The organism is Salinivirga sp. (assembly GCF_055145285.1).
Genome location: NZ_JBSRDC010000057.1, coordinates 1 through 21,843, shown reverse-complemented (window position 1 = coordinate 21,843; position 21,843 = coordinate 1). Strand labels below are relative to the sequence as shown.

The window sequence follows — 21,843 nt, the reverse complement described above, 5'->3', positions numbered from 1 at the left end:
TTGACAGATTCTTTGCAACCGGACATTACAAGTCATCAGCCACGTCAGGGTGTGAGTTCAGCTATAAATCGTAATAAATTCGAATATTATATTCAATCCGCAAAATCCCTCACGCCCTGACTAAATGATATTGCTATAATATTTTTTTAAAATTTGTCCATTGGAATTTAACAAATTTGTGATTTCCAAAAATATATTTTGCCTTTCCACAGGAATAAGATAAATTTATATACCATTAAAACCCTCGTAAATGCCACACAATAGCCTTTATAAGTTTTTTGTCAGTATTGTATTACCCTCAATGCTTGCCATTCTGTTGTTCATTATCAGTTTTTTTGTTGTCATCATCCCTCAGTTCGAAAAAAACCTGATGAATGCAAAAAAAGAAACCATCAAAGAACTGACACAATCAGCCTGGAGTGTGCTGAAAGAGCATCACGAGAATTCCAAAGACAGCATTCTAACACTGGCAGAGGCAAAGGAAAATGCAGCCCGGCAGATTGAAAAAATGCGGTACGGACAGGCCCGGAAAGATTATTTTTGGATTACCGACCAACAGCCCCGCATGATTATGCATCCATATCGAACCGAATTAATCGGACAAGACCTTACAGATTATGAAGATTCGCACGGCAAAAAACTGTTCGTAAAAGCCGTTGAAATTGTCAGCGAAAATAACGACGGATTTATTGATTATTATTGGCAATGGAAAGATGATACTACGCGTATCGTGCCAAAGCTTTCGTACGTAAAAGGATTTGAGCCATGGGGATGGGTCATTGGCACCGGAATTTATCTGGAAGATGTACGGGCTGAAATTGCCCACCTAAAAAACCGGCTATTGCTCATTTCTGCCGCCATTGTTCTGCTGATTATTCTTACATGGATATACGTAATTAGGCAAAGTCTTAAACTGGAATTCAAACGAAGAGCCGCCGAGCAAAACCTCAGGCAGTCGCGTCAGAAATATAAATCGCTGGTTGAAGCATCGAACGATGGAACTTTAATGTTGGTTAATGACCAGATTACCTATCATAATTTCAAAATAGCAAAGTTGCTGGAGAAAGAGATACACGACAGTTCAAGCCTCCGGTTCAATGATCTGTTTTCTGTTAAATGGAACGAAGTAAAAGCCGCAATGCAACAACCCGGCAAATCATACAGTATTGAAGCACAGTTACTTTTGCCCGGAAAAGCGCCTAAAGATGTGGTTTTATCGGTCTGCAGAGTCGATTATGCGCACGAAGAGGGTTTTATTGTCATTGTAAAAGATATTACCACCGATAAGCAAATCAGCCGCGAGTCGCAAGAACTTGCCAGGGAATTGCAACTGCCACTTTTACTCATGAGTCAGCCTATTTACAGCAATGTGAAACCACACCTGACTATTTCCATTGAATCTACCCTGCAGCAAGCTTCTGTGCAAATGAAAAAGCATGAACAAAACATAGTTTTTGTATCTTCAGGACCGCATATTGTGGGTGTTATCAACCAAAACGACATACAAAACCGGCTGGTGGCCGAACAAAAGCCAGTCGAAAGTCCGGTTTCCTCCATCATGACAGCCCCGGTGGTCGATATTTTAGGCACAGCGCCGTTGTACGAAGTGGTAATAAAATGCTGGAAACATCAAGTATCTCATTTACTTGTAAGAAATGAGGAAGGAGAAGCCGTTGGAGTTGTCAGCAAAAAGCAATTGCTCGATTTTCAGCAAAACAGCCTGGGTTATCTGGTTAAAGAGATTTATGTAGCAGAAACCATTGACAAGTTAACCCAACTGCATAAGCGAATCCCCGTATTAATCAATGCATTGCTCGAAAGCGGCAGCAAACCATCCAATATCACATACGTAAACTCTTTTGCTGCCGATGCCATACATCAGCGCGTAATTGAGTTGGTTATGGAAGAAATGGGCAAGCCGCCTGTGGCATTTTGTTTTATGGTGCTCGGTAGCGAAGGACGTATGGAAGAGACCCTTTACACCGATCAGGACAATGCTATTGTTTTTGAAGATTGCAAACAAGAAGATGCAGCGAAAGCGTATTTTTTGCGGTTTGCTCAAAAAGTCAACAACGATCTTCACAAAATAGGATACAATCGCTGTCCGGGAGAAATCATGGCCGGTAACCCCAAATGGTGCCAGCCATTATCAGCCTGGAAAAAATATTTCACCGACTGGACACAATCGCCCGAGCCGCAAAACATACTCGACAGCAGTGTTTTCTTCGATTTTCGGTGTGTGTATGGCGATAAAAAGCTCACAGAATTATTAAATGAGCATTTGCACACACTTACACCACAAAACGGATTGTTTTTTTATCACATGGCCTCTTCTCTCAATCGTTTTAAACCAACTTTAGAAGCTGAAACCGTCGACCTGAAAAAAATATTATTCCCGCTCGTCAGCGGTATACGCATTTACAGCTTATTTCATCAATCCTCATCAACAAACACACTTGCGCGGCTGCATGCTATATCGGGTAATCTGAAAAACAACCTGGAAGCAGAAGAACTGCAATACATTTATAATTTCCTTACCCATAAACGCCTGCAGATACAAATAAAAGCATTCATGAACCATGAACCGCCCGACAATTTGCTCGACCTTGGCACACTAACACATGCCGAACGCAGTTTATTGGATCACTCCATCAATAAAATCCATGAATTTTTGAGTGGATTGAATATGGACTTTGTCAGATAGAAGTACGGAACCTGATGTGCCGAATTTTAGGGATTTTGCGCGGATAAGCTAAAATATTGTTTATTGTTATTTATGTAAGGCTTATTCAGGGCGTACACATATACAGCATTCGATTGATAAATTTATGTTAATTTCATCCTAAAAAATAAATAATGAATTGGATAATTTTAACTATTGCAGGGCTTTTTGAAGTAGCTTTTGCTTTTTGTCTGGGAAAAGCCAAAGAGACTACAGGAAACGAAATGTACTTATGGTATGCCGGATTTTTTGTAACGCTGATTATAAGCATGAGCCTTTTAATAAAAGCCACCCAAACATTACCCATTGGAACGGCCTATGCTGTGTGGACTGGCATTGGCGCTGTTGGTACAGCCCTGGTGGGTATATTTGTTTTTAAGGAGCCTACCACGTTTTTAAGGCTCTTTTTCCTATCTACATTAATTATATCGATTGTGGGTTTAAAGGCTGTTTCTCACTGAATTGATTCATTACATCGATTTGTTGTGAGGCTTATTTTGTCTTTTATGCCTTGCTTTTTGCGGCAGGATTATTAATTTTATATCAACAAATGCATGGCCAGGGCTTATTTCATCTTGAAATCGAATAATGAATCAAATAGATAATTAATGGACCCTCTATGACAAGGCTTTTAACACAGTTCTGCTGAGCATGCCGAAGCTGATGCTGAGCGTGTCGAAGTACACGCTCATGATTATTCAGAGAAATAAAAGTGAAAAGCTTGTTGTCAGGGAAAAGGAAATTTCACCCCGCCTGTTGCGGGACAGGTCATGACAACTAAAGTCAAAATTATAAACAGATGAATCGAATTTTAATTATTTCGCTAATGGTCTTTATGCCATTTGTAATGAGCTGTAATGGCGGCAACAAGAAATCTGAAAAAGAAACTGCATCAAATGATGTTTGGACAGTCGATTTCATCGACGATTTCGATACATTTAATCCCGACAACTGGCAGGATCAGCGAATCTGGGTGAATAATGAAGAGCAGTGTTATGTACCCGATGGCGAGTATGGAACACGCGAGGTGAGTGATGGCACACTTAAAATAAAAGTGGTTAATGTCGGAGAAAAAATCAACTGCGACAACATGGACAAGCATGGGAATCAGCATCCTGAGACCAAATATATAGCAGGACGTATCGTTACCAAAAACCGGAAAGAGTTTGTAAAAGGTAAATGGACTGCAAGGTTAAGACTGCATGGCAATGGCAAGGCAAGTATGTTTCCTGCCTGGTGGATACTTGGCGCCCGAAACAATGAACCTCCCGTGCAGGAAGCCGATGAAAATGTGTGCTGGCCACTAACCGGCTCTGGTGAGATTGATATTTTTGAGCACCATGGCGACCACCAAAAAGATAAATATACCACCGGAGCTATTAAAAGCCTTGGAGAGTGCGATAAAGGCGATTGGCGAAGTTTACGTACCGATATCCCTGCCACGCTCAATGAATACCACGAATACTCTGTAGAGTGGGAGGGCAGCGACCTTGTTTTTCGCCTCGATGGTAAAGAAGTGCATCGCAATGTTGGACAGGGCGATGAATACCCGGAGCCCATGTTTGCAATTTTAAATTATGCAAAAATCACAGATGCGCCCATGGAAGGCGAATGGGTGATGGAAGTGGACTGGGTGAAGCATGAGTCCAGGAAATAAACGATTACATCGATAGTTGGTTTATAAAAATTTATGTGTTTACATCAAGAAACAATTTTGCCGGTAATTATTTGTACTGTTTGGCACTATTAAGATAAAGGTCAATCTTTATAAAGGCTTTTAATCTTGTTTTGATCTAAATGCGATGATCCGAAAGAATCAAAAACTCAAAAAAATGAAGCAATTACTAATTCTTTTTTCTTTTATGCTTTTTTTGGGGCTGAAAGTAAGTGCACAGGCACTTACAGATGCAAATATTGTTGGAATATGGACCGTTAAAAAAGTGAATATCCTTATTGAGTTATCAGATGAGCAGAAACAGAAAATTAAAATACTGGAAAATGCATTTTTAAATTCAAGATTTGAATTTGAAACCGATCAAAACTTCTCTTTCCATTTTGAGATTCCAGACATGGAAATCCAAAATGGTCACTGGAAGTATAATGATCTATCTAAAGCTTTTATTATTCAGGAATGGAAAAATAATGAAACAGATAAAGGAATATTGATGGCGATAAAAGCAAAAAAGGAGGGTGAGAAGATATTATTTTTTCTTGATGAATCTAATTTAGTTTTAGAAATGGACAAGGAGGAATAAGAAGCAACAACTGCTATTCTGAGAAGGTAATGGCAGTAAAAGATGGCTGATTTAGGGTTGTGAATGAGCTTGTATAGAAGTAAGCAATGCGTGATTAATATGAAACGAACATGAATTTTAGCATTCTAAAATACACACACGAGAACCGAGTTTACGAGCTCGGCCAATGATTAAAATTCATCGTGAGCTCCATCCCGATTGGTCATCGGGACAGGTTATGACCACTGAAATCAAAAATATAAACAGATGAAATATTTTTTAGTGATTATCTCAATTGTGACCATTTTCTTCGATTGTAGTCGAGAAACTAACAGTGCAAATAATATGACAAACAAGACACAAGAGACAAACGGCCAATCATCAAAAGATACCACCCCAAAAGTTACTGGTATCGGGGGCATTTTCTTTTTCTCAGAAAATCCTGAAAAAACAAAAGATTGGTATTCAAAGAACCTCGGACTTGAGGTGAATCAGTGGGGGTCAAGCTTTGAATTTAGAAACGCCAACAGGCCTGAAGAAATAAATTACCTCCAATGGGGTCCATTTAAAGAGGGTAGCGAATATTTTGAGCCTTCTAAAAAGGATTTTATGATTAACTACAGAGTGCAAAATATAGAAGGCCTTTTAAAGCAACTAAAAGAAAATGGCGTAACTATACTTGACAGTATTGAAACCTATGAATATGGTAAGTTTGTGCACATAATGGATGATGAAGGCAATAAAATAGAACTTTGGGAGCCTGTTGACAGTGTGTTTACGGCTATGGAAGGAAAAACCACAAAATAGCAAGACTACAAAAAAATAGAAAAATTCATACGTAGAGAAACCAGTGTAACTTCGTGTTTGATATGCCTGAAAAAACAATAGCCGGACGTTTCAGTAAAAAGGAGGAATTGGCAAATGCCATTTCCCACGGTATTGGAACCATTTTGGCTATTACAGGACTTGTTTTTATGGTTATTGTTGCCCTCAAATATGGCACTGTGCGGAGAGTTGTTAGTGCCAGCGTTTACGGGGCTACATTAATTTTGCTTTACCTTTCTTCTACGCTTAACCACAGTTTAAATGTGGGCAAAGCAAAAGACTTCTTCCACAACTTTGATCAGGTTGCCATTTACCTTTTAATTGCCGGGACCTACACGCCTATTGCCCTTGTCGGTTTACATGGAGACTGGGGCTGGACCCTTTTTGGACTTCAGTGGGGCTTTGCTTTTGCCGGCATTATTGTAAAGGTATTTTTGCCCAATAAATTTGAAAAGGGAGTTAATATCTTTTACATTATTTCCTACATTATCATGGGATGGATGCTGCTGTTTTTTTTGCAACCAATATTACGCAATATTCCAACTATGGGTGTTTTTTTTCTTTTAATCGGTGGAGCATGCTACACACTTGGTACAGTGTTCTTTAAAATGGAAAAATTGCCTTATCACCACCTTATTTGGCATTTGTTGGTTATTGCAGGGAGTGTAATGCATGCGCTGGCTGTTTTGTTTTATGTGTTGCCGGCTTAGTAAAATTGGCTATTTGGATTCGCGTAATCCGTTTCAACCCCTGCAGAATGGCTTTTGCAATCAGAATGTATTCATTTTGGTTTTTTAAAATTAAACCAGAACTATAAACTTTCCACTACAAATACCAGTTTGTATTTGTTAGAGTGTAATTAAATGTGCTACAACCAAAATAAATGAAGAGGATATTAAAAATGATTGGACTTTCGCTACTGGGAATTATTTTTTTAGGCATCATAGGCGTGGCGCTGTTTATGACTTTCAGCCCTCAGTTTGGAAGTAGCTTATCGAAGGAACAAAAAACTGCTTTCGGCCAACTGCAAAATTTTAAAAATGGTAAATTTCAAAACCAGCAGCCAAGTCCAATGGACATGAATTTCAGGAAGGTTTTTAAAGAGATGATGAATAAATCTCCCAACCGAAGCCCCAATGAAAATATTGCGATACAAAAAATTGATTCTGCCTCAATAGCCAGCCTCAATGCTGAGACAACCCGTTTAACCTGGTTTGGGCACTCTACCTTTTTACTGGAGATGGATGGAAAGAAAATTCTTATTGATCCAATGCTAAGCAGATCGCCTTCGCCGGTTTCTTTTGCCGGATCAAAAAGGTTTTCAGACAAAATACCAATTGAAGCATCCCGTTTGCCCTTTATTGACGCAGTAATTTTATCGCACGATCATTACGATCATCTGGATTATAAAACTATTAAGCAGTTGAAAAATAAAGTCGGGCAATTTTATGCCCCGTTAGGTGTTGGAAATCATTTGAGATCCTGGGGTGTAGATACTTCAATCATTCATGAACTGAATTGGGGAGATAGTATCCGGTTTGAGCATATCAATTTAATGTGTGCCCCGGCACGCCATTTTTCCGGTAGAGGATTATTCGACCGGGCAACAACACTTTGGTGTTCATGGATTATTCAGGGCAAGAAAGATAATATCTATTTTAGCGGAGACAGTGGATATGGACCACATTTTAAAGAGATAGGTGACCAATACGGACCGTTTGACATCTCCCTTTTGGAGTGTGGCCAGTATAACGAGAATTGGAAACACTTACACATGATGCCCGAAGAAACAGCACAGGCAGCAGCAGATCTTAAAAGCAAACTCATGATGCCCATTCACTGGGGAGCGTTCACCCTTGCTTTTCACGACTGGACAGATCCTGCAGAACGCGCAGTGACTAAAGCTAAAGAACTTAATATGCCCATAACCACACCCGAAATTGGAGAACCCGTTGTTTTGGGTGAAAAATATTTTCCAAACGAAAAGTGGTGGACGAATTATATCACTCAGTAAAACAAACTTTATGAGCACTTTTACAAAAGCCATCGTACGAAAACCTGCCGCGACCTTTGCCAATGGTATATCAACAGCAAACCTTGGAAAACCCGATTATTATTTGGCGCTGAAGCAACACGAAGCCTATTGTGAAGCGTTAATAAAGTGTGGATTGCAATTAACCGTTTTAGATGCCAATGCGGACTTCCCTGATTCCTGTTTTGTGGAAGATACGGCTGTGGTTACACCCGATTTTGGTGTTATTGCGCGACCCGGCGATCCACGCAGGTTGGGGGAGGAAAAAGAGATAAAGAATATCCTGAAACCCCTCATGAAGCTCCATTATATTGAAGAACCCGGTAAAATGGAGGGCGGAGATATTATGCAGGCTGATGACAAATTTTACATTGGGTTATCAGGCAGAACAAACCTTTCAGGCTCTAAACAATTAAATAAAATACTAACGCAATACAATTACGATGTCTTTTCCATCCCGGTATGCAACCTGCTGCATTTCAAAACGGGAGTTAATTACCTGGGCGATAACAATCTGATCATGCAACGAAGTTTTTGTTCAAAAGATGATTTTAAAGCCTACAACCAGATAATTGTTGATAGAAAAGAAAAATATGCAGCCAATTCACTGAGAATAAACAACTATGTACTGGTTCCCCAGGGTTTTCCCAAAACAAAAGCCAGTATTGAACAATTGGGCTATCAAGTCATTGAACTTGACCTGTCAGAATTTCAAAAAATGGATGGCGGATTAAGTTGCTTATCGCTCAGGTTCTAAGTTTTTACATTTATCTTGCAGAGAACTTTAACGCTTTGAGAATAAAAGCAGGCCTGGCATATACTATTAATCGAGATAGCTGATTACTCGTTCATTATTTTTACTTAAGATAACTGTATAATTTTATCCCACATGTTATACAAAATATTACATTTTTTGAAAAATGAATATTTATTCATTATGTTTGTTGCATGCGTGTAAAAGATTACAATAAAATTGCGCTAATATACAATGCCAGTCTGGACCTCATACATCAGGAGGGCATTGCCGGTCTCACTATGTCTAAGCTGGCCCAAAAAGCCGGCATGGCCATTGGTACCTTGTACATCTATTTTAGAAATAAAGAGGAGCTTTTACACAAACTATATCTGGATTTTCGTGAGAAATCGCAGCAACGGTTCCTGCAAGATTATGACGAAAACGAACCATTCAAAATTGGGTTGAAAAAGGTGTGGGTCAATTATTTGAAACACCGAATTGAACACCACAGAGAGAGTGTGTTTCTGGAGCAGTATTACCGTTCGCCCTATATCACACCTGAGCAACACGCCATGGCCGAGAATATGAAATCGCCTGTGCACGAAATCATTCGGCGCGGCAAACGCGAAATGCTTATCAAAAACCATGTGGAAGATGAAATGCTCTTCCTGGCCATGATCGGTTTTATTCGTGAGCTGGCAGATGAAAGCGTGACCAATGATTATCAATTAGATGAGCAGCGTATTGAACAAGCTTTTAAACTGAGTTGGGATATGATTAAAACATAATTTTTTTGACTTATAAATGAATATTTATTCACTTTAAAGATTCGCGTTATGGATATACCTGTTTGGCAATACTTAGTTTCGATGCCTTTGTACATAGGCATACTGATGATTCTTATCGAGGTGATGCGCAAGCAACCCCGCGCAGCAGCCATTTTCTGGATATTGGCCCTGTTTACATTTCCACTGTGGAATACTCAGCTCGAAGGCTGGTTTCGTTGGGTGAAAACTTTTTCTGTGCTTGTGCCCACAGCCCTTATTCTGGGCCTGGGCAGAATCGCGCATTATGAAAATAGGGGCGGTTGGTGGTCATTTTTCCGGAAAGACTGGGTACTGTGGTCGCTCTACGGAGTATTGGGGCTCAACATTCTGGAAGCTTCGCTTAAAGATATTGCTTTGGGAAATTATTTTAATGCCATCTCCGGCTTTATCCTGATTGTGACCATTCCGCTTTTTAAATCGAAAGGACGGAAGAAAGGCTGGATTTTTTCAAAGAAAAAGCCCGGAGATATGCTGGTCTATACCGATCCCATGTGGAACTTCTTGTACACCACATGGAATATAGCTTTTGTGTATGCCGAGAATCCTGGTTTTGCAGCCAGTTCGCTGTGTATCTTACTGGCTGCCGAAATATATCCACATCTGAAAAGGCGACCGGAGCTTTATGTACAGGCGCGAGCCTATACGCTTGCAGTGCATATTCTCATACGTGCAACCTATGATATATTTACCCCCTTAATGGATTCATCGGCCTTTGCCAGCGACACGGCCGTGTATTATTGGGGACTAATCAACTTCGTGTTGCACGTGCCTTATCTGTTTTGGTATTTCATCAAAAGAAGAAAAGATTTTCAGCAAACCCCAAAAACCGCAGAGGCATGAAACAGTTAAGCGTATTTTTGCTAATTGTTTTGGCGTTTTTAGCCGGAGCAAACAATATGCCGGCACAGGAATTTCAGCAAGGGAAATGGCAAACCATTATTGATGGCCAATCGGGTGAAGGAGCCTTTTTTTATCGCCTCCATTTTACCACCGATAGCCTGGTGGAAATTACCCGGCAAAAGGGCGGGTTGAACACTGCTGTGGAACAAAAGCACTGGGTGCGCAAAGGAAACAAAATTATAATAAGCAGTGCTGATTCGGCTGCTATTACAGCATTTGAAGGTTCTACCCTGTCCATTACAGATCAAAATACATTGACCTACAAAAATGGCCCTTATAACGGCACGGTAAAACCTTATCGGCATGGGATGGCCATTTTTCACTGGGTAATGATTCTTGTGGTGCTTATTGCGCTCAATGAACTTTTCAGAAAGCGTAAATGGGCATCTGTATTTTTCTTTTTCCTTCTGCCTATGGTTTTGACTATTTTTGTCTGGCCTGATCAGGGGGTTACATATTGGTTTAAATGGGTAAAAGTTTATTCGGTAGTTTTTGCCGCCGTGTGGTTTACCTTTATCCGGTATTCAAAGCAGTTTGGAAAACATAACTGGGTTAAACTGGTGGCCGCGTTATTCCTGGCGGTAAATATCATGGAAGCGGTTTCGCAGGATTTCTCCATGGGATACCTGCCCAACATACTGAATGGTATTGCCGGCATTTTAAGTACCATTACCCTGTTCTATGGTTGGAAGCAAATTGGCCCGGATAATTCCAAAGAGAAAGATATGGTTTGGCCGCTCATGCCTGTATTGTGGATTGTGGCATACGACGTGTGGAATATTGTTTATGTTTACCTGAACTTTCCCGGCTCTACTTCAGCGCAGTTGATGGTATTGTTGTCGTGCACAATTCCTGCCTTGTTTATCAAGAAAGGCACATGGTTGCAGGCACGGGCATTTACCCTGGCAGCATGGTTTATGTACTATTTTACCTTCCCCCGGTTTACCGAACAAATGGAGTTACTTGTTCCCAGAAATACCACCCTGATGCTCGCTGCGGCTTTGTTGAGTATTGTGTTGAACGTCGCCTATTTTGCCATTTTTGTGAAGCGACTGACTGCGAAAAGTTAGAAGTGAAGAATTTACCATCTTTCACAAAATGGGATATTTTTTTTAAATAATCAGTATATTAGCTCTGCGCCAAATTGTAGTTGCACAAAAAAATATCAAAGCAATTAAACATGAAAACGAGGAAAATTTTATTTGATCTGATGTTTATTATCCTTTCCGCTGCTGTTTTATCAGGCCTGGATTATTATGGACTGTTGGAAAAGTATGCGAGTTTTGCATTGCTCCCAATTTTGGTAGCTTATTTTATAGGGCAATATTCTGCAAAGAAGTTTGCCACACGAAAAAAGGAGGAATCTTAATTACAATTTTACAAATAACTGGAATATCAGTATCATGATTTTGGATAATTTCTGATGCTTGACAATTTAGATGTATTGTTTTTATGCATTGTCAATAATTCTGTGTTCTCAATATGAGATTTATGCAATAGTTCCTTGAGCATGAGTAAGGAATTTGTGTGGATGAAAAAGCATTTTGCAGAGTGTAATTTTATTTTGAATTATAAATAACAATGCCAACCCTATAACATCTATTTCAATTTTATACTGTTCAACTCACGGGCGCATATTGATAACTTCCATATTGCGTCATTTTTATTTTATTGTGGGCTTCTTGGTAAGTTGATATTAGTATAATAAAAACCATGCAGTGGTATGGCAAAATCATACTTGAAATATACCGGGATTATTTTTGTAGTGGTTTTAGTCAGTTGTCTCATACATGAGTTTGGTCATTGCATTACCGGTGTATTATTGGGCAATAAAATGGGGATGACCCTGAATTAGGCTTATCCGATTGATGGAAGTTATTCAGCCTTCTGGCATTATCAGCTTGTGTTAGGTGTAAACAACCAATAGTTGATTTATTGTAGCTTGAAACTTAAAAAAAAGAGCCGCTTCAGAATATGAAACGACTCTCTAAATAAATATACTAAATTATCAATCTGCTACGTAATCATATTCTTTCAGAATATCTCTTACTTCGTCGGGCGATACGCGGCCGTAGGTTTTCTCGCCTACGAGTACCACAGGGGCAAGTCCGCATGCTCCAACGCAGCGCAGGCAGTTCAGTGAAAAATCACCATCGGATGATGTTTCACCAACTTCAATTTTTAGCAAGCGCTTGAACTCATCCAGTACCTTATCCGCACCACGCACATAGCATGCTGTGCCGGTGCAAATAGATATCGGGTTACGTCCCTTGGGAATCATGGTGAAGAAGGAGTAGAATGTTACCACACCATAAACCTTAGCGAGGGGTACGTTGAGTTCTTCTGCCACAACTTCCTGTACTTCTGCCGGCAGATAGCCAAAAATACTCTGAGCTCTATGCAGTACGTTGATCAGCTCACCAGCCTTGTAATTGAACTCTTTGCAGGCAGCTTTTAGTTTTTCAACGTCTGATTTTTTGAGGGATACTTTAGATTCACTCATATCTGTACGTTTAAATTTTTTAAAATTGGTCAATGATAAATTTACTCTTCCCTCAGTTTTACTTTGGGCCTTCTGTCATGATAGTGCGTGTGCAACAGCTTGTGTGCTTTCTCGCTCATGGGCGCCCCAAGGAAGTTTTCGTAAAGTTCTTTAATCATTGGATTCTCGTGCGATTTGCGGATTTTTTTACCGGCATCTTCACGGTAAATAGCTTCTATACGTTTCTTCAAAATCGAAGAGTCACCATGGTGCAATGGCTGGCCGCCACCACCAATACATCCACCCGGGCAGGCCATAATTTCAATGGCATGGAAATGTGATTTTCCGTTGCGGATGTCTTCCAGCATTTTTCGGGCATTACCTAATCCGTGTGCAATACCAATGTTCAACTCCAATCCGTCGAAATCTACTTTTGCTTCACGTATGCCTTCCATACCACGAAGCTGTTCAAAATCTACTTTTTCAAGGGTTTTGCCTGTATGTATCTCGTAGGCAGTACGTGTGGCAGCCTCTATAACACCACCGGTAGCACCGAAAATTACACCAGCACCCGTTGATTCTCCCATAGGATTATCAAAATTTTCGTCCGGCATATTTTCAAGATCCATGTTGGCTTCCTTAATCAAATGTGCCAGTTCGCGTGTCGAGATTGAGAAATCCACATCCGGATTATCTTCCACCTTAAACTCATCGCGCTGCGCTTCATATTTTTTGGCCAAACAAGGCATTATAGAAACCACAATGAGGTCTTCACGTTTCACGTCCAGTTTTTCAGCATAATAAGTTTTGGCAATGGCGCCAAACATTTGCTGTGGTGAACGCGCTGTTGAAGGTATATCGATCATGTCGGGGAATTGCATTTCGAAAAAATTCACCCATCCCGGGCAACAAGAAGTAAGTATCGGAAGTTTCACATCTTTGTCGCCATCGAGGTGTTTTTTCAGACGGTCTAATAATTCGGTTCCCTCTTCCATAATGGTAAGGTCGGCTGCAAAGTCGGTGTCAAACACCTGGTCGAAACCAAGGCGACGCAGTGCAGATACCATTTTACCTGTTACCAGTGTACCGGCATTCAGACCAAACTCTTCACCCAGTGCAGCACGTACTGCAGGTGCGGTTTGTACTACTACAGTTTTATTAGGATCGGCCAATGCGCGCAGCACATTAGTGGTATGGTCAACCTCTGTGAGGGCGCCTGTAGGACATACAGCTACACACTGCCCGCAATAGGTACAGGTCGATTTTTCAAGGTCCATTTCAAATGCCGGTGATACAACTGATTCAAATCCACGGTTGATGGCGCTAAGTGTACCTACTGTTTGCACGTCGTTGCACATGGTTTCGCAACGTCGGCACATGATACATTTGTCCAGATCACGAATGATCGAGGGCGAATAGTCGATTTTGTAGGTCGACATTTCTGAAGTTTCCTCGTTGTGAATTTTGCGTACACCCAGCTTAACAGCCATGTCCTGCAATTCGCAGTGACCTGATTTGGCACAGGTAAGGCAGTCTTTGGGGTGGTCGGAGAGAATGAACTCCAGTACTGTACGGCGTGCATTTAACACCCGCGTGGTGTGTGTGTTAATTACCATGCCGTCGGAGCATTGCGTGGAGCAGGAGGGAGCCAGGTTGTGGCGTCCTTCAACTTCTACCACACAAATGCGGCAACCACCGGGTTTATTCTCAATGTTCATATCTTTCAGCTCCATGTAGCAAAGTACCGGAATTTCGATACCCAACTGCTTGGCAGCATGATAGATTGTGGTTCCTTTGGGAACCTCTATTTGTCTGTTATCTATTGTGACTTTTATATTATCCATTGCTAGATTCCTCCTCTTATTGAATGAAAATGGCGTTAAATTTACATTTCTCGATACAGGCACCGCACTTTATACACAGCGACTGATCAATGTGGTGCACTTCTTTGCGCTCGCCGGTAATGGCACCAACAGGGCAAACACGGGCACATGCTGTACATCCTACACAGTTTTCAGGTTCTATTATGTACTGCATGAGATCTTTACAGGCACCTGCGCGGCATTTGTGATCTTTTACGTGCTCTTGATATTCTTCGTTGAAATTTTCCAATGTAGAAAGTACCGGGTTTGGAGATGTTTGACCCAATCCACAAAGTGCTGTATCTTTAATTACACGACTCATATTGTCGAGCAATTCAAGGTCTTCTTCTGTGCCTTTACCCTTGGTAATTTTATCCAATATTTCGTACAAACGCTTGTTACCTACACGGCAGGGTGCGCATTTACCACATGATTCTTCTACGGTAAAATCAAGATAAAACTTGGATACTGCAACCATACAGTCGTCTTCGTCCATCACAATCATACCGCCCGATCCCATCATTGATCCGACTGCAAGCAAATTGTCGAAGTCAATTGGTGTATCGAGGTGCTTCTCGGTTAAGCAACCACCTGAGGGACCTCCGGTTTGTACTGCTTTGAATTTTTTACCATGCTGAATACCACCACCGATTTCAAAAATCACTTCGCGCAGTGTTGTACCCATAGGTACTTCAATCAATCCAACATTATTAATTTTTCCGGCAAGTGCGAATACTTTTGTACCGGCCGATTTTTCAGTACCAATAGAGGTAAACCATTTGGCACCTTTGTTTATAATAGCAGGTATGTTGGCAAATGTTTCCACGTTGTTCACGTTGGTAGGTTTGCCCCAGTAACCAGATTCTGCGGGGAATGGTGGTTTCACGGTTGGCTCACCACGTTCACCTTCCATAGAGTGGATCAGTGCAGTTTCTTCACCGCATACAAAAGCACCGGCACCGTAACGTAGTTCAATATCAAAATTGAAATCAGTACCCAGAATTTTTTCGCCAAGCAAACCATATTCACGGGCCTGGTCAATGGCTATAATTAAGCGTTTAATAGCCAATGGATATTCTGCACGGATGTAAATTAGTCCTTTGCTGGCATTGGTTGAATAACCGCAAATGGCCATTGCTTCCAATACACTGTGTGGATCGCCTTCCAAAATGGAACGGTCCATAAATGCGCCCGGGTCGCCTTCGTCGGCATTACAAACCACGTATTTCTGGTCTGCATCGTTTTGTGCCGCAAATTGCCACTTCAGTCCGGTGGGGAATCCACCACCACCGCGTCCACGCAATCCTGAGGCTTTTACCTCTTCAATGACCTCTTTGGGTTTTAGCTCGGCAAGGCATTTACCTAATGCTTCGTAACCGTTGCGGCCAATATATTCTTCTATGTTTTCCGGATCAAGAAATCCACAGTTGCGCAATGCTATGCGCACTTGCTTTTTATAAAACTCCATGTGTTTGGAGTCGCTGATGTGTTTTTTTGTTTCCGGGTCGGTGTAGAGTAATTTTTCTACTTTACGGCCTTTAATCACATGCTCTTCTACGATCTCTTTGGCATCTTCAGGTTTTACCTGAGTGTAGAAAGTGTTGTCGGGCGATACTTTCACAATAGGCCCTTTTTCACAGAACCCAAAACATCCGGTTTCAACTACCTGTACCTGTTCTGCCAGGTTGTGGCTTTCCAGTTCGGTTTTTAATTCATCTATGATCAGGTTGCTCGATGAGGCGCGACATCCTGTTCCGCCACAAATCAGCAATTGTATTTTATAATTTGCCATGCTTTATTCCTCCTTATTTATTATCTTCAATGGTTCTGTAGTTGGCGGGTATAATTCCGTCTACCCACTTACCATGCTTAATGTGGTTTTCGATAATTTCATCGGCTTTTTTCACATCCACATAACCGTATACAACGGGTTCGCTGCCGGGCATTGTAACCTCAATGGTTGGTTCTGCATAGCTGTAGCCCATATCGCCGGTTTGCGTAACGATGGCTTCAATATTTCGCTTTTCGAGTTCGTCTACCAGGTAATTAAATACTTCTTTAGCACCTGATGCAATGCCTGAGGTACCCATTCCTACTTTTACCTGTACCAGTGATTCGGGGTTGTCAGCTTTTTCACGAAGATGAACTTTCGTTTGTAGTTCTTCTTTCATCTTGCGCAAGTCAGCTAATGATTTAACTTTTGCCATTTGATTTCCTTTTGGTTTTAAACAAAAATGGTTATTTGGTATAATTAATTGATTCTAAGTTTTCTGAGATCATTTCATCTATAAATCTCATCACTTTCGGATTGGACAATAATATGCCGTCTAATTCTGCTTTTATTGTTCTGCTGTCAAAGATATATTCATTTGACTGATTGGTATGTATGTAAACAAGGTCAATTTTTGGGTCGGTTGCCGCAACAATACTTAGAGTGCCTGAAATGTCGCCAATGGCGGGTCTGTCCACGCTTTTATGTTTGAAAACAGCTTTAACCGTGGTGCCTTTTCCTTCTTCCGAGGTTAGTGAAAACCAACCACCAGTGCGCTCTGCGTTGAGTTTGAGTAACGGAATACCCAAACCCACTTTTCTTGTTGTTCTGCTTGTGTAAAACGGGTCGCACACCTCCTCAATTTTGTCTTTTGGGATACCGCAACCGTTATCTTCAATTATGAGGGTATACAGATCTTTTTCAGGTTTTTCTGTGATACTGATTTGTATCAGCGTAGCTCCCGCACGAATGGAGTTGTTGGCGATATCCAGAATATGTTGTGATAAATCTTTCATACCAATGTTACTTTGCGGCCGTTTTCTCCAGCCAGTGCCATTTTAACTTCTTCAAACGTGGGAGTTTCCATATAGAAATTGCATGAAGTGTCGCCTATGTTGCCTATAAAGTGGGCATCGGAACTTTGTATTATGCTAAATACATCCACATTGGGTTGGAGCCTTTTCATTGCTTTTAAAGTAGTGAATTTTGATATTTCGAGGGCATCGGCCTTAAGATTGTCGGGGATGAATCCCAATTGCGACGTGATGCTGTTGGTAGGCCGGTCTATATGTGCCGGGATGAATATGCCATCCAGACGGTGCACTTCTTCTGCAATCTCATCCAGACTCTGGTTGAGGCTGGCAATCAGCAAACTGTTTACTTCATTTACTATTTGTTCATCTCGGTCTACAACCACCTGGTAACCAAAACGATTTGGATCGTTTGGGATGAAAATAAGATGTTGTTCAAGATATTGCTGAAACGCAGCCAAAGTTTTCCAATCTTTAAAAAATGTAAGGCAGTGGACCTCCTCTTTGGTATTGACTTCGGCGCCCGGTAAAATCGTAATGCCATGCTCTGCAGCCACTTCGTCCAGCACATGGCACATCAACGTGCTGTTGTGATCTGTAATACCCAACAAATCAATACCTTCCTTGTCGGCTTTCTCGATAATGCGTCCGGGGCTCATTTCAAGACTTCCGCATGGTGAAAGTACAGTATGGGTATGTAAATCGGCTTTAAAGGACTGCATATTGGTTTAACTATGAATTGATAAGTTCATAAAGCTTGCCTGAGAGTTCAAAAGTGGGTTCATGCGACCCCAGCAATGGTATACCCTCTTCATTGGCATGTTTGATGGTTTCTTCATCGGGCTGAAAGCCTTTTACAACAATTACTGCTGCATGCTCTTTTAATGAGGCAATGGCCATTACATTTTTATGGGTTTGTAATGTAACCCAAATGTTGCCCTCGTTGGAGAATCCCATTACATCGCTAAGCAAGTCACTCACGTAACCGCCTGATATTTTGCGATCGAGATTATCAGCACCGGCGAAAACTTTAAGGTCAAGTTTTTCGATTATTTCAGATATTTTCATCTTTGGCTCCTTTCTTTTTACAATTTTTTTGCAGGCGGTTTTCGCCCCATATAGTTTCTACTTTTTTGTATGCTGTTTTTCTTGACATTTTACCGTGGGTTTGCATATGCGCCTGCATAAAAATGCAGTCGCTCAGTGCTGCTTTGTGCTGCACAATATCTTCAGCCAACGCCTGGCAAGTCGGTGCTCCACAGGCTCCGCAATCAATGCCGGGCAAAAAGCACATTAGCCGGCGTGTTTTTTCCATTTTTATCAGGGCGCGGGCCATATCTTCGTCGAGTTTTAGCATAGAGCGTGGTTTAACTGCTCCTATACGACTATTTTCTTTGACGTAGGCTTTTTGTTGTAAAAGCGGATTACTCTCAGCTGTTTTAGCCTGATCCTGCTCATAATGCGCTGCTCTTAGTTTCAGCCGTTCTACTGTCAGAAAACGGTTGTTGGTATTAAGTATGCCACCGGCACAACTCTCATCGCATGCTCTTATTTCGATAAAGTCTATATTGGATATTTCTTCGTCTTCCAATTGCTCCAGAAAATCCATGGCATTGTGAACACCATCAATGGCTATGCTACGGCCTTTGGCATGTGCGGCTTCGCCGTTTGTAAGACTCCATTTCAATGCATCCGGGCTCATGGTAGGCTTGTCGGGCAATTCACGATGGGTCCCTTTGCCTTGTTTAAGTGCCCTGAAGATGCGGTTAAAAATGAAATCCATATTGATTACCCCGTCTATGTGGGAGTCAGGTTCCCCCACAGGGCTCTTTATGGCTGCAATTTTTGCTGCGCATGGAGTGATGTAGAATATGCCTATATCTTCGTCTGCAATATTTTTGTCTGTGAGGTGTTTGCGGTAAAACTGAGCGGAAAGTTCCACCGGGGGTTTTAGTTGCATTACATTGTTGGCCAGCGATGGGAATTTTACCTGTATCAACCGTATTATGGCCGGACAAAATGACGATATCACTGGTCTGTATTCGCTTTCGAGCTGATATTTGGGAACTTCTTTTTTCAGAAAATCAGCGCCATGTTCGACTTCAAATGCATGTGTAAAACCGAGATCGAGCAGTACTGCAGTTATTTGCGATGCATAGTATTTTGAAGGAAACTGGCCTGTTAAAACGCTGGGATAGAGCGCTACCCTGTGTTTGTATTTGAATATATTGTTGAAATCATCCTGCTCTACCTGAATGGCATTTACCGGACATGCCTTCATGCACATGCCGCAATCAATGCATTTGTGTTCATATATGAATGCTTTGCCGTCTTTAACACGAATAGCCTCGGTAGGGCACACGGTCATGCAATGTGTGCATCCATAGCAAACATCCTGGTTTATTTTAAGTGCATGATGAAAAAAATGTGTTTCCATAGCGTTTTACTTTAAATAATGTACGATGGATACTGTAGTGCCCTCGTTTACTTTACTTTCTAATTGCATCTCATCGGCGTTTTTCTTCATGTTGGGCAAACCCATGCCAGCTCCAAAACCCATTTCCCTTACCGCTTCACTCGCTGTGGAGTATCCTTCCTTCATGGCCTCTTCAATATCTTCAATTCCGGGGCCCTCATCCTTTATTTGTATTTTTATAATGGCCCCGTCAATTTCCACACTTATCTTGCCTGTATAGGCATGCGCACATACATTAACTTCCCCTTCATACAAAGCTACCACCACCCGTTTAATAATTTTGGGGTCTACATTGATTTTTTTTAGCGTCTTTTTTACCTCACTGGAGGCAAAGCCTGCTTTTGAAAAATCACCACCTGATATGGTAAATTCAAGTTTCATGATTAAAACAGGGGTTTAATACTGTTTTGGAATAATAACCCTGCTATATGAAACATGGAATAAGGACTCTCAATGATGGTGATATAGCTTTCTTCGGCCAGGTTAACCATGTCACTGGTAGCTTTTTTGCCGCGTGCCAGAATAATGCAGTTGATGTCTGCCATCTCTGCGGTGCGTATTGCCTGCATATTAGCCAAACCTGTAAGGAGTATCATTTCATCGGTGTCGATCCTCAGTACATCACTCATAAGGTCTGAGGCAAAACAGAAATTGAAATCAGCCTTGTTTTTTGGGTAGCTGGCTATTTTCCCTTTGATTATTTCGCTGATGGTGGTTATGGTCATTGTATCTCGGTTTTTTGGTATAAAGGTATCAAACCATGCACCAATTTGAGCCTTTAAAACATGCTGTATATCAGGTTTTGATTCAACATGTTGCACAGCATAACAATGATTTTATTTATACTAAATAAAAGTAAGATGTCCAATAGCTTTTATGTATGAGCTAATCTCCCAAAAATAACAACTCTATTACTTAGCAAAAAAAAATTATACAAGTTAATTTTATTGTAAAGGATTGATTATGTGTCGAAAGCAATCGAATTTTCTACGCTTTTGCAGCGATGTGTAAAAAAAAAATTTCAAAGAGTAATGAATTTAGCAACATAATGAATGTAGCAAAATGGAAAAATAACAGCATTGAGTTATAAACAACTAAAAAAAGAATATAACTAAGATCCAGAAACTGTGAAGCATCTAAAAATTAGCTACTTATTATTTTTTAACTTAAATTAAATTTTTATGAAATTTCTTAACCAATTCAAAGCATTAGCGCTTGTTGCATTAATGAGTCTCACATTTGTTGCTTGTGAAGAAGATTCAGAAACTTATGAAGTACGTGTTCGTAATGGAGCATATTCCGAAGCATTGGGTGTGGTACCTACAAAGTACGAAATAACTGAACTTAAAGTCGGTGGACAAATAGTTGAAGATATTCCTTATGGAGAATTTTCAGACTATTTTGATATCGAGAGTGGAAAAGAGCACAGTATTTCTATTTCTTACGATGTGTATTTATACAATGCAGATACCGAAGCCTGGCAATATGATCAATCATATTCCGATGACCTGGGTACAGAAGAGTGGGGTATAGACGAATGTAACCCACAGCGAATTACCATAACAGTTAAGGAGCTTTTGGGGGTTGCTGCCGGTGCAAATTATGAAGTATTTTGCGATGAATAATTAACAGTAAGGGGTAAGCTGTTTTTTTTATAAAAACTTTTGTAAAGGTTTTAAGGAGAATTCCACAGGGAGTTCTCCTTTTTTTCGTTTGCTACGCTAATCCCATACCTACGGCGCTTTAATTTCGGGTTACACATTAGCTATCTTGTTGTCGTGCCAATAGATTTTTTTGAGGTCAATTTTTTATGCTTTCGTTTGAAAGGGATACGATTTTTGGTGGATCTTTGCAACCCTCTATTATGATAGTCAAGTCTTTTTTCTACGTTGGAGGTACTACCAATATAATACTTTTGGTCTTTTTCGCTTTGGAGAATATACAC

The 21,843-nt window shown here is 40.8% G+C and carries 25 protein-coding genes; 14 read left to right on the top strand and 11 right to left on the bottom strand.

Features of this window, described 5'->3' with window-relative positions:
* Positions 1–250 precede the first annotated feature (250 nt).
* The 13 genes from ACTB0Y_RS11135 to ACTB0Y_RS11075 all read left to right on the top strand — a co-directional run bounded on the left by ACTB0Y_RS11135 (position 251) and on the right by ACTB0Y_RS11075 (position 12,131).
* Entirely contained in the window at positions 251–2,704 is a 2,454-nt protein-coding gene (locus ACTB0Y_RS11135; protein ID WP_463206899.1) for a DUF294 nucleotidyltransferase-like domain-containing protein, read from the top strand.
* 152 nt (positions 2,705–2,856) lie between these two features.
* On the top strand, positions 2,857–3,183 hold the full coding sequence (locus ACTB0Y_RS11130; protein WP_463206898.1) for a DMT family transporter: 327 nt from the start codon (positions 2,857–2,859) through the stop codon (positions 3,181–3,183).
* Positions 3,184–3,521: 338 nt separating this feature from the next.
* On the top strand, positions 3,522–4,379 hold the full coding sequence (locus tag ACTB0Y_RS11125; protein WP_463206897.1) for a glycoside hydrolase family 16 protein: 858 nt from the start codon (positions 3,522–3,524) through the stop codon (positions 4,377–4,379).
* A 175-nt stretch (positions 4,380–4,554) separates the two neighbouring features.
* The gene (locus ACTB0Y_RS11120) at positions 4,555–4,977 is read left to right on the top strand and encodes a hypothetical protein (RefSeq protein ID WP_463206896.1); all 423 of its coding nucleotides are present in this window, start codon (positions 4,555–4,557) and stop codon (positions 4,975–4,977) included.
* A gap of 246 nt (positions 4,978–5,223) precedes the next feature.
* Positions 5,224–5,763: a VOC family protein gene (locus ACTB0Y_RS11115; RefSeq protein ID WP_463206895.1), complete on the top strand. Its 540-nt coding sequence runs from the start codon at positions 5,224–5,226 to the stop codon at positions 5,761–5,763.
* Between the two features lie 62 nt (positions 5,764–5,825).
* Complete coding sequence (gene trhA / locus ACTB0Y_RS11110; protein WP_463206894.1) at positions 5,826–6,491, top strand: PAQR family membrane homeostasis protein TrhA; 666 nt, start codon at positions 5,826–5,828, stop codon at positions 6,489–6,491.
* A gap of 173 nt (positions 6,492–6,664) precedes the next feature.
* On the top strand, positions 6,665–7,795 hold the full coding sequence (locus ACTB0Y_RS11105) for an MBL fold metallo-hydrolase (RefSeq protein ID WP_463206893.1): 1,131 nt from the start codon (positions 6,665–6,667) through the stop codon (positions 7,793–7,795).
* 10 nt (positions 7,796–7,805) lie between these two features.
* The gene (locus tag ACTB0Y_RS11100; RefSeq protein ID WP_463206892.1) at positions 7,806–8,570 is read left to right on the top strand and encodes a dimethylarginine dimethylaminohydrolase family protein; all 765 of its coding nucleotides are present in this window, start codon (positions 7,806–7,808) and stop codon (positions 8,568–8,570) included.
* Between the two features lie 191 nt (positions 8,571–8,761).
* Complete coding sequence (locus ACTB0Y_RS11095) at positions 8,762–9,337, top strand: TetR/AcrR family transcriptional regulator (protein WP_463206891.1); 576 nt, start codon at positions 8,762–8,764, stop codon at positions 9,335–9,337.
* A 48-nt stretch (positions 9,338–9,385) separates the two neighbouring features.
* Positions 9,386–10,216, top strand: a complete 831-nt coding sequence (locus ACTB0Y_RS11090) for a DUF5692 family protein (protein ID WP_463206890.1) — start codon at positions 9,386–9,388, stop codon at positions 10,214–10,216.
* A complete protein-coding gene (locus tag ACTB0Y_RS11085) occupies positions 10,213–11,346 on the top strand; it encodes a DUF5692 family protein (RefSeq protein WP_463206889.1) in 1,134 nt (377 codons plus the stop codon). Before ACTB0Y_RS11090 ends, ACTB0Y_RS11085 begins: the two co-directional genes overlap by 4 nt.
* Before the next feature lie 110 nt (positions 11,347–11,456).
* Positions 11,457–11,645 (top strand): hypothetical protein, encoded by a 189-nt coding sequence (locus ACTB0Y_RS11080; protein WP_463206888.1) that lies wholly within the window; start codon positions 11,457–11,459, stop codon positions 11,643–11,645.
* 354 nt (positions 11,646–11,999) lie between these two features.
* Positions 12,000–12,131, top strand: coding sequence for a hypothetical protein (locus tag ACTB0Y_RS11075; protein WP_463206887.1), 132 nt, complete (start codon positions 12,000–12,002; stop codon positions 12,129–12,131).
* 153 nt (positions 12,132–12,284) lie between these two features.
* Here ACTB0Y_RS11075 and ACTB0Y_RS11070 read toward each other — a convergent pair whose 3' ends face one another.
* Genes ACTB0Y_RS11070 through ACTB0Y_RS11025 form a run of 10 tightly spaced genes read right to left on the bottom strand, consistent with a single transcriptional unit; the run spans position 12,285 to position 20,623 of the window.
* Positions 12,285–12,779, bottom strand: coding sequence for an NADH-quinone oxidoreductase subunit NuoE family protein (locus ACTB0Y_RS11070; protein ID WP_463206886.1), 495 nt, complete (start codon positions 12,777–12,779; stop codon positions 12,285–12,287).
* A 41-nt stretch (positions 12,780–12,820) separates the two neighbouring features.
* Complete coding sequence (locus ACTB0Y_RS11065) at positions 12,821–14,602, bottom strand: NADH-dependent [FeFe] hydrogenase, group A6 (protein ID WP_463206885.1); 1,782 nt, start codon at positions 14,600–14,602, stop codon at positions 12,821–12,823.
* 16 nt (positions 14,603–14,618) lie between these two features.
* The gene (locus ACTB0Y_RS11060) at positions 14,619–16,412 is read right to left on the bottom strand and encodes an NADH-ubiquinone oxidoreductase-F iron-sulfur binding region domain-containing protein (RefSeq protein WP_463206884.1); all 1,794 of its coding nucleotides are present in this window, start codon (positions 16,410–16,412) and stop codon (positions 14,619–14,621) included.
* 13 nt (positions 16,413–16,425) lie between these two features.
* Entirely contained in the window at positions 16,426–16,827 is a 402-nt protein-coding gene (locus ACTB0Y_RS11055) for a (2Fe-2S) ferredoxin domain-containing protein (RefSeq protein WP_463206883.1), read from the bottom strand.
* A gap of 31 nt (positions 16,828–16,858) precedes the next feature.
* Positions 16,859–17,407, bottom strand: a complete 549-nt coding sequence (locus tag ACTB0Y_RS11050; RefSeq protein WP_463206882.1) for an ATP-binding protein — start codon at positions 17,405–17,407, stop codon at positions 16,859–16,861.
* On the bottom strand, positions 17,404–18,144 hold the full coding sequence (locus ACTB0Y_RS11045; RefSeq protein WP_463206881.1) for a PHP domain-containing protein: 741 nt from the start codon (positions 18,142–18,144) through the stop codon (positions 17,404–17,406). The genes ACTB0Y_RS11050 and ACTB0Y_RS11045 overlap by 4 nt, the downstream gene beginning before the upstream one ends.
* 10 nt (positions 18,145–18,154) lie before the next feature.
* Positions 18,155–18,490, bottom strand: a complete 336-nt coding sequence (locus ACTB0Y_RS11040; protein WP_463206880.1) for a DRTGG domain-containing protein — start codon at positions 18,488–18,490, stop codon at positions 18,155–18,157.
* A complete protein-coding gene (locus ACTB0Y_RS11035; protein ID WP_463206879.1) occupies positions 18,477–19,859 on the bottom strand; it encodes a [Fe-Fe] hydrogenase large subunit C-terminal domain-containing protein in 1,383 nt (460 codons plus the stop codon). Before ACTB0Y_RS11035 ends, ACTB0Y_RS11040 begins: the two co-directional genes overlap by 14 nt.
* Before the next feature lie 6 nt (positions 19,860–19,865).
* Positions 19,866–20,279, bottom strand: coding sequence for an ATP-binding protein (locus ACTB0Y_RS11030; RefSeq protein ID WP_463206878.1), 414 nt, complete (start codon positions 20,277–20,279; stop codon positions 19,866–19,868).
* A 2-nt stretch (positions 20,280–20,281) separates the two neighbouring features.
* Entirely contained in the window at positions 20,282–20,623 is a 342-nt protein-coding gene (locus ACTB0Y_RS11025; RefSeq protein WP_463206877.1) for a transcriptional regulator, read from the bottom strand.
* Between the two features lie 456 nt (positions 20,624–21,079).
* On the opposite strand from ACTB0Y_RS11025, the gene ACTB0Y_RS11020 reads away from it, so the two are divergent.
* On the top strand, positions 21,080–21,523 hold the full coding sequence (locus ACTB0Y_RS11020; protein ID WP_463206876.1) for a hypothetical protein: 444 nt from the start codon (positions 21,080–21,082) through the stop codon (positions 21,521–21,523).
* Positions 21,524–21,663: 140 nt separating this feature from the next.
* On the opposite strand, the gene ACTB0Y_RS11015 is transcribed toward ACTB0Y_RS11020, so the two are convergent.
* A partial coding sequence (locus ACTB0Y_RS11015; RefSeq protein ID WP_463206875.1) for a GIY-YIG nuclease family protein occupies positions 21,664–21,843 on the bottom strand: 180 nt, incomplete at its 5' end.

Bases quoted from the DNA above. Each gene is read 5' to 3' on its own strand.
- ACTB0Y_RS11135 (WP_463206899.1), top strand. From the start codon at position 251: ATGCCACACAATAGCCTTTATAAGTTTTTTGTCAGTATTGTATTACCC.
- ACTB0Y_RS11130 (WP_463206898.1), top strand. From the start codon at position 2,857: ATGAATTGGATAATTTTAACTATTGCAGGGCTTTTTGAAGTAGCTTTT.
- ACTB0Y_RS11125 (WP_463206897.1), top strand. From the start codon at position 3,522: ATGAATCGAATTTTAATTATTTCGCTAATGGTCTTTATGCCATTTGTA.
- ACTB0Y_RS11120 (WP_463206896.1), top strand. From the start codon at position 4,555: ATGAAGCAATTACTAATTCTTTTTTCTTTTATGCTTTTTTTGGGGCTG.
- ACTB0Y_RS11115 (WP_463206895.1), top strand. From the start codon at position 5,224: ATGAAATATTTTTTAGTGATTATCTCAATTGTGACCATTTTCTTCGAT.
- trhA (WP_463206894.1), top strand. From the start codon at position 5,826: ATGCCTGAAAAAACAATAGCCGGACGTTTCAGTAAAAAGGAGGAATTG.
- ACTB0Y_RS11105 (WP_463206893.1), top strand. From the start codon at position 6,665: ATGAAGAGGATATTAAAAATGATTGGACTTTCGCTACTGGGAATTATT.
- ACTB0Y_RS11100 (WP_463206892.1), top strand. From the start codon at position 7,806: ATGAGCACTTTTACAAAAGCCATCGTACGAAAACCTGCCGCGACCTTT.
- ACTB0Y_RS11095 (WP_463206891.1), top strand. From the start codon at position 8,762: ATGCGTGTAAAAGATTACAATAAAATTGCGCTAATATACAATGCCAGT.
- ACTB0Y_RS11090 (WP_463206890.1), top strand. From the start codon at position 9,386: ATGGATATACCTGTTTGGCAATACTTAGTTTCGATGCCTTTGTACATA.
- ACTB0Y_RS11085 (WP_463206889.1), top strand. From the start codon at position 10,213: ATGAAACAGTTAAGCGTATTTTTGCTAATTGTTTTGGCGTTTTTAGCC.
- ACTB0Y_RS11080 (WP_463206888.1), top strand. From the start codon at position 11,457: ATGAAAACGAGGAAAATTTTATTTGATCTGATGTTTATTATCCTTTCC.
- ACTB0Y_RS11075 (WP_463206887.1), top strand. From the start codon at position 12,000: ATGGCAAAATCATACTTGAAATATACCGGGATTATTTTTGTAGTGGTT.
- ACTB0Y_RS11070 (WP_463206886.1), bottom strand. From the start codon at position 12,779: ATGAGTGAATCTAAAGTATCCCTCAAAAAATCAGACGTTGAAAAACTA.
- ACTB0Y_RS11065 (WP_463206885.1), bottom strand. From the start codon at position 14,602: ATGGATAATATAAAAGTCACAATAGATAACAGACAAATAGAGGTTCCC.
- ACTB0Y_RS11060 (WP_463206884.1), bottom strand. From the start codon at position 16,412: ATGGCAAATTATAAAATACAATTGCTGATTTGTGGCGGAACAGGATGT.
- ACTB0Y_RS11055 (WP_463206883.1), bottom strand. From the start codon at position 16,827: ATGGCAAAAGTTAAATCATTAGCTGACTTGCGCAAGATGAAAGAAGAA.
- ACTB0Y_RS11050 (WP_463206882.1), bottom strand. From the start codon at position 17,407: ATGAAAGATTTATCACAACATATTCTGGATATCGCCAACAACTCCATT.
- ACTB0Y_RS11045 (WP_463206881.1), bottom strand. From the start codon at position 18,144: ATGCAGTCCTTTAAAGCCGATTTACATACCCATACTGTACTTTCACCA.
- ACTB0Y_RS11040 (WP_463206880.1), bottom strand. From the start codon at position 18,490: ATGAAAATATCTGAAATAATCGAAAAACTTGACCTTAAAGTTTTCGCC.
- ACTB0Y_RS11035 (WP_463206879.1), bottom strand. From the start codon at position 19,859: ATGGAAACACATTTTTTTCATCATGCACTTAAAATAAACCAGGATGTT.
- ACTB0Y_RS11030 (WP_463206878.1), bottom strand. From the start codon at position 20,279: ATGAAACTTGAATTTACCATATCAGGTGGTGATTTTTCAAAAGCAGGC.
- ACTB0Y_RS11025 (WP_463206877.1), bottom strand. From the start codon at position 20,623: ATGACCATAACCACCATCAGCGAAATAATCAAAGGGAAAATAGCCAGC.
- ACTB0Y_RS11020 (WP_463206876.1), top strand. From the start codon at position 21,080: ATGAAATTTCTTAACCAATTCAAAGCATTAGCGCTTGTTGCATTAATG.